Here is a 7,016-nt window from a genome sequence, read left to right as displayed (position 1 = left end):
AGACAGCTCGATAACCTGATGGTCGACTGGTTCCCTCTCCCTGAAGGAAAGTTCAAGGCAAATTTCATTGTCGGTTCCACCGCCCTGCCGAACCGCGTCCAGCAGCTTCTGCGGCACTATGCGGCCGTCCTTGTTGTAGGCGGCCGTGAACGGCCAGTGCCCGCCCTTGTTCATGGAAGACTGCTTGATGTGGATGATCGGCGATTGCAATGGAAACGCTTTCGCCCAAGCATAGGGATCGGTATCGGCAGGATCGGCCGAGGTCACGTCGCCATGGTCGATATCCACCATCATCTTCATCGGTATGGGCAGCTTCGCCGCATCGATGGCGCCTTGCAGCGTGGCGCAGCTTTCGATCGTGTGGCCGAACTCGCGGCCGACCGACATCGGCTCCCAGAACAGGTATGTCAGACCCGCCGCCTTGGCGTGTTCGGCCACCTCGCGCCAGCACTCGAGGGCGATATCGAGAAGCGCTGCCCGCCGTTGCGGATGGTCAAAGTCCTTGTGGGTGAAGATGGCGAACTGCGTGCCCATGCCCGACGCACCGAGTTCCGCGGAAATATCGGCGAAGGTCTTGAACCAGTCGACATAATAGCGCCGCACATCCGCATCCGGGTGGCCGAAATGGTTGAGCCGGCCATAAGGCCCCGTCATGCCGGAGGTGATCTTGACACCGGTCCGCGCCAAGGCGCTGTTGAACCGGCGCAGGAATTTGGCAATCGTCGCCGCCGGCCAGCCCGGATTGACGAATTCATGCGTCAGCTGCACGTCGCGGATGCCGATGCCATAGGCGATCGCATCGATCAGATCGTCTGGATCGGCGAAACGATTGACCAGCGGATTGGTGTTGAGGGAAAGCGTGAAGGCCATCAGTCCGCCGTCGCCATGATGTTATCGAACCAGTCTTCGAATGCTTTCCGTTCGGCCGCATCGATATGCAGGCCATGTTTGGTGCGGCGTTCCAGTATATCGGCTGATGTGCCGGCCCATTCGGTCTCGGCCAGGAACCTTGCCTCCCGTTCATATAGATCGGGACCGAAGCGGCGGCCGAGATCGGCTTCGCGCTGTGCGCCAGCGAGCAATTGCCTGGCGCGGGTGCCATAGCTTCGCGCGTAATGCTTCACCAGCGACGGGCTGAGCCATGAAAACTCGGAATGCAGATCGCTCAGGAACTGCTCGAAGTCCGCATTGGGCAGGTCGCCTCCCGGCAAGGGAATTTTGGCCGTCCAGGCTTTCTTCATCATCGGAAAAAACGGCTGGATCTTTTCCAGCGCGTGTTCCGACAGCTTGCGGAAGGTGGTGATCTTGCCGCCGAATACCGAAAGCAGCGGCGCGTTGCCGTTGGAGGCGTCGAGTTCGAAAATATAGTCGCGCGTCACCGCGCTTGGATTGTCGGCATTGTCGTCATAGAGCGGACGCACGCCCGAGAAACTGTAGACCACGTCCTGTGGCGTCAGCTGCCGCTTGAAATAGCGATTGACCACCTTGATCAGATAGTCGACTTCGCTGGCCTCGGCGACCACTTCCTCGGGCCTGCCTTCGTAGGGAATGTCGGTGGTGCCAATCAGCGCCAGATCGTTCTCATACGGATTGACGAAGATCACCCGCTTGTCGTTGTTCTGAATGAGATAGGCTTGCCGCCCCTCCCAGAATTTGGGCACGACGATATGGCTGCCCTTCACCAGACGAACATTGCGGGTGGAATTCTGGCCGGCGACGCGGCTGACAATGTCGTTGACCCAGGGGCCTGCCGCGTTGACCAGCGCCCGCGCCCGGACCTTCGTCACCGAACCCGTGCGACCATCCTGCATGTCGATCGACCACAGTCCGTTTTCGCGACGGGCCGCGACACAGGCGGTGCGCGTGAGCACTCTGGCACCGCGCTGCCGGGCATCCAGAGCGTTGAGCAGCACCAGGCGCGCATCGTCGACCCAGCAGTCGGAATATTCGAAACCGCGCTTGAACTCGTCCTTGATTGGCGCACCTTCCGGCGCAGTCTTGAGGTTCAGTGTTCTTGTCCCCGGCAGGCGTTTACGGCCGCCAAGGTGGTCGTAGAGAAACAGCCCGAGCCGGACCAGCCATGCCGGCCTGTCTTGCGGGCTGTGCGGAAGAACGAAGCGCATCGGCCAGATGATGTGCGGCGCCGCCTCGAGCAGCACCTCGCGTTCGATCAGTGCTTCGCGAACCAGCCGGAATTCATAATATTCGAGGTAGCGCAGGCCGCCATGCACCAGCTTGCCGGAGCGCGAGCTCGTGCCTTGCGCGAGATCGTCCTTTTCGCACAGGATGACGGACAGCCCGCGACCTGCCGCATCACGCGCTATGCCGGCTCCATTGACGCCGCCGCCGATCACGAAGAGATCGACGACATCTGTTGTATTGCTCAAGATCCTGCTCCTGTGCGGTGCGCCATGCCCTTCCACACCGGCCGAAGCGCCTGACGCGCTGCAACGAAGGAAGGGAAGAGGGCATCGTAGGTTTGCGAAAGCGCCTCGTCATAGGCATCGCAGTCGCCGAGAAGCGGCGTCACCCATTCGGCGGCGCAGTCTTCCATCGAGCCATAGACGCCGAGGCCGACCGCGGCCATCATCGCGGCGCCTGCCGCGCCGGCTTCCTGGCGACTGCTGGTGCGCACCTGTGCCCTTGTCGCCGCTGCGATGATGCGGCGTAGGGACGGGCTGCGCGCGGCGCCGCCCGACAGGCGGATTTCGCCCGGCACGGCGCCCATCGCCTGGTAGCAATCGCGTGCGGCGAAGGCCAGTCCCTCGAGGACGCCGCGCGCCAGATCGCCAAAGCCATGCTTGACCGAAAGGCCGATGAATCCCGCGCGTGCGTCAGGATCGACGAACGGTCCTCTTTCACCGGCCAGCGATATATAAGGCTGGTAGATCAGCGAACCAGGCTCCGATGCTTCCACCCAAGCGTCGAGGGCCTTCAGCAACTCGTCATGAGAAGGCTTGCCGCCAGCCGTGGCGAGCACGTCGCGCGCTAGGCCAAGCACCCAATCTATGTTGAGCGTCGCCGCCATGTTGGACTGCAATTGGGCAAAGGCGCCTGGAATAGGCATGGCGATCGTGTAGCCGGAGCCATCGTCGTTCAGCACGACATCGTCGGGAGTGGCGGCAAAGCGTGTGTGTATGCCGGTCGAGCCGATGACCGTGCAGCCGACATTGCCCGAGGGATCATAGAGGCCGGCTCCGAGCGCCGTCATGACCATATCGACGTAACCCAGCACCACCGGCGTGCCTTCGAGCAGGCCGGTCTCTGCCGCCGCCGACCGCGACAGCGGATGATGGTCGGTGGTGCCTTCGAGCATGGGAGGCAACAGGCGGCGATGCGTCGTCAGATCCAGGATGTCGAGGGCTTCGTCGGAATAGCTGCGCGACCGAAAATCGCCGAAGGTGAAGGTTCCCTCGGAGGGATCCGTGGCGCGTTCGCCTGTCATCTTGAAGTAGAGCCAATCCTTGCAATGCAGGGCGGTCGCCGCCCGCTCCAGCATGTCGGAATAGTTTTTTTTCATGAAGGCAAGCTGGGCGCCTTGCTGGCAGGAATTGAGACCCGTGCCGGTCAACTCGAACCGCCTGCGATCCCGGGGATCGGCGCGCATCTCGTCCACCAAATGTCCAGCGCGGGCATCGAGCCACAGCCAGGCGCGCGAGACAGGCAAGCCCTCGCCATCGATCAGCCAGGTTCCGTCGCCCTGCCCGGTGATGGCCACCGCTGCGGTTCGTTGCGCGAGGTCGGGAACCTTGGCCGCGAGATCGCGAACGGTCCGCGCCATGTCGCGCCAGGTCTGGTCGAGGTCCTGCTCGGCGCCGCCGCCTTCCAGCGTGACGAAGCTGTTGGGCACCGACGTCATGGCGAGCTGCCGCCCGGACAGGTCGAAAGCGATCGATTTGATCACCGACGTTCCCGCGTCGATGCCGATCAGCAGGTCTTTCATGCCGCAAATTCCGGTTGGTTGCGAAGGCGGTTCACGAGGGCAGTCATTTCGTAGAAGAGGCAGGGAGTGTCCGCAAGGACACCCCCTGTACAGGTATTACTCAGACAGCACGAAGGGTGCGGTGTACTTGTCGACATTGTCCTTGGTGATGAGAAGGCAATCGAACAGCTGCTTCTCGGTCGCCGCACCGGTGGCACCTGTCTTGATGAACGAGTCCGCCTGCTGCACGGCCTTGGCCGAGAAGATGGCGACCGGCTGAAGCACGGTGTACTGCAGTTCGCCGGACTTGATCGCCGCAACCGCATCCGGGGAGCCGTCGAAGCCGCCGACCTTGATGCCGGCGAGCTTGCCGGCTTCCTTCAGCGCCGCAACCGCGCCAAGCGCCATCTCGTCATTGCCGCTGATCACGGCGATGATGTCGGGATTGGCCTGCAGCATGCTCTGCATCTTGTCGTGGCCCTGGGTACGATCCCAGTTGGCGACCTGCGAAGCAGCCTTTTCGAGATCCGGGTACTGGCTCAGCACAGTCGCGTAACCGTTCGAGCGCGTAGCGGCGTTGTTGTCAGACGGGGCGCCGAGCAGTTCGACATATTTGCCCTTTTCGCCGACGGCCTGCACCCACTGCTGGGCACCGAGAGCAGCGCCTTGCGCGTTGTTGGAAACGAGCTGACCCTTGGCGAGGCCTTCCTGATTGATCTCGGCATTGACGAGGAACACCGGGATGTTGGCTGCAATCGCCTTCTTCACCGCACCGACAGAGCCGTCAGCGTTGGCCGGATCGAGGATGATCGCCACCGACTTGTTGGTGATGGCGGTGTCGATCAAATTGCTTTCGGTATTGGTATCGCCCTTGTGGGCGCCGACATTGGCTGTATAGCCAAGCTTCTCGGCCTCGGCCTTGGCGACGTTGCCCTCAGTCAGCCAGTAGGGGTTGGCCGGATCGTTGACGATGATCGAGATCAGGCCCGCGGCTGACGCGGCGGCCGTGAACCCGACGACCATCGCGGCGGCGAGCAGACTTTTCAGCATGGTTTTCATGTACATTCCTCCAATGATTACGCGGTGTTGCTGCCAGTTCACCTGGCAATCTTCCCTTGGGCAGGATTGGCCGGTTCGGCCTTCCCCCGTTTCTGAGAAGTCGGTTGGCCACCTGTCGCGCTTGGGAGCTTGCTACGGCGGCGATACTGAACGGCATTGAGGAGCACGGCGAGCACGATGACCGCGCCCGTGAACACTGTCTGCCAGTAGGATGAGATGCCGATGATCACCAGACCGTCGGACAGGAAGCCGATGACGAAGGCCCCGAGCAGGGTTCCGCGGATGTTGCCACGGCCGCCGGTCAGTGCCGCGCCGCCGATGACGACGGCCGCGATGGCCGTCAATTCGTAGGTGGTGCCCGCGGTCGGTCCCGCCGACGTCAACTGCGATGACAGGATCAGGCCGGCAATAGCGGCGCAGATGCCTGACAGCACATAGACCGAAATCTGCACCGTCTTGACCGGAACGCCGGACAGTTCGGCCGCGCGCTCGTTGCCGCCCGAGGCGTAGAGCCAGCGCCCGAAGGCGGTGCGGTTCAACACGATGCTGCCGATCAGCGCGATGACCACGAGAACCACGACGCCCGTCGGCACGCCGAACAAGCGGTTGAAGCCAAGCGCATCGAAGCCGGTGTTTCCGAGCTCCGGCTTGCCGCCGAGATTGTTATAGGTCAGGCCGCTGGTCATCAGCAGCGCCAGGCCGCGCGCCATGTACATGACGCCGAGCGTGGCGACGAACGCCGGAACCTTGAAGCGCGCAATGAGCACGCCGTTGATCAGCCCGACGACCGCGCCCAGCATGCAGGCCAGCACCGCAACCACCCAGACCGGCGGATAGAGAACGACGCCCAGCCAGGTCAGCGTCACCCCTTGCATCAGGAATCCGGCAACGACGCCGGCCAAACCCAGCGTCGACCCCACCGACAGATCGATGCCGCCATTGAGGATGACGAGCAGCATGCCGATCGCGAGGATTCCGAAGATGGCGACATGCGAAGCCATGGTCAGGAAGTTCGCCACCGAGAGGTAGTAGGGCGACAGGATCGAGAAGACGACGATGATGACGATCAGGGCAAAGAAGGCCCGGCCCTCGAGCAGCAACTTGGCGAGATCGAAGCCTTCGCTCGCGCTTGGACTGGACTGTTTTCTGGCCTGGCTGACGTCGGTCATGGGTCTGGGCTCCGAAATTCTGGTGATCAGGCGACCACGGCTTCGCCGGAGGCGGCCATGATCTGCTCTTTGGTGGCGTTGGCGCCGAATTCAGCTGAAATCCTGCCACGCCGCATGACGACGATGCGGTGGGCAATGCTGAGGCATTCGTTGACCTCAGAGGTCGAGAAGACGACCGCAAGCCCTTGAGCGGCGCGTTCGCTCAACAAGCGGAAGACCTCGGCCTTGGCGCCAACATCGATGCCGCGGCTCGGCTCGTCGAGGAGGATGACCTTGGGCTTGGTCGTCAGCATCTTGCCGATGACGACCTTCTGCTGATTGCCACCCGACAGCGATCCGATCATGGCGTTGCCACCTGCGGTCTTGACAGTCACCTTGCGGATCGAGTCTTCGACCAGCTCTCGCTCCCTGGAACGGGACAGAAACAGCCCCTTGGCGAACGCCTCGATGCTGGCAAGCGAGAGATTGCGGCCGACGGTCATCGTTTGCACCAGCCCGTCGCGCTGGCGGTCCTCGGGGACCAGCACAAGCCCTCTGGAGATGCGCTGGGCAATGCTCAACCCCGAGACGTCCTCGCCTTCCAGAAGCGCGCGACCGCCCGCCATCGGCACTCGTCCGGCGACGGCCTCCAGCAATTCCGTGCGCCCGGCGCCCATTAGCCCATAGATGCAGACGATCTCGCCGGCCCTGACGTCCAGCGACAGGTGATCGACGACGGAATAGCCCGAGCCCGAAGTGTCAACGACGCTGACGTCCTCGATCGAAAGGGCGACCTCGCCGAACGCATGACCGGTCGGCGGCGAGCCGAGATCGAAATTCTCGCCGACCATGTTGCGCACGATCCACTCGAGGTCGATGTCCCTGGC

General features: G+C 62.7%; 6 protein-coding genes. All 6 read right to left on the bottom strand.

Features of this window, described 5'->3' with window-relative positions:
• Nucleotides 1-870: TIM barrel protein (locus EN893_RS12590; RefSeq protein WP_128361562.1), on the bottom strand; the 870-nt coding region annotated here is incomplete at its 3' end.
• A complete protein-coding gene (locus EN893_RS12585; protein WP_127268471.1) occupies nt 870-2,387 on the bottom strand; it encodes a glycerol-3-phosphate dehydrogenase in 1,518 nt (505 codons plus the stop codon). The genes EN893_RS12590 and EN893_RS12585, both read right to left, overlap by 1 nt.
• Entirely contained in the window at nt 2,384-3,943 is a 1,560-nt protein-coding gene (locus EN893_RS12580) for an FGGY-family carbohydrate kinase (protein WP_127268472.1), read from the bottom strand. Before EN893_RS12580 ends, EN893_RS12585 begins: the two co-directional genes overlap by 4 nt.
• A gap of 96 nt (nt 3,944-4,039) precedes the next feature.
• Nucleotides 4,040-4,987: a D-ribose ABC transporter substrate-binding protein gene (locus EN893_RS12575; protein WP_023756738.1), complete on the bottom strand. Its 948-nt coding sequence runs from the start codon at nt 4,985-4,987 to the stop codon at nt 4,040-4,042.
• A gap of 32 nt (nt 4,988-5,019) precedes the next feature.
• Nucleotides 5,020-6,150, bottom strand: a complete 1,131-nt coding sequence (locus tag EN893_RS12570; protein WP_127268473.1) for an ABC transporter permease — start codon at nt 6,148-6,150, stop codon at nt 5,020-5,022.
• A gap of 26 nt (nt 6,151-6,176) precedes the next feature.
• A partial coding sequence (locus EN893_RS12565) for an ATP-binding cassette domain-containing protein (protein WP_164900826.1) occupies nt 6,177-7,016 on the bottom strand: 840 nt, incomplete at its 5' end.

Origin of the sequence: Mesorhizobium sp. M7A.F.Ca.CA.004.04.2.1, assembly GCF_004022825.1 — a bacterium.
Classification (GTDB): Bacteria; Pseudomonadota; Alphaproteobacteria; order Rhizobiales; family Rhizobiaceae; genus Mesorhizobium.
This window is presented reverse-complemented; position numbering and strand designations above follow the sequence as displayed.

Coding starts and splice junctions, on each gene's coding strand:
- EN893_RS12570 (WP_127268473.1), bottom strand. CDS start 6,150: ATGACCGACGTCAGCCAGGCCAGAAAACAGTCCAGTCCAAGCGCGAGC.
- EN893_RS12580 (WP_127268472.1), bottom strand. CDS start 3,943: ATGAAAGACCTGCTGATCGGCATCGACGCGGGAACGTCGGTGATCAAA.
- EN893_RS12575 (WP_023756738.1), bottom strand. CDS start 4,987: ATGTACATGAAAACCATGCTGAAAAGTCTGCTCGCCGCCGCGATGGTC.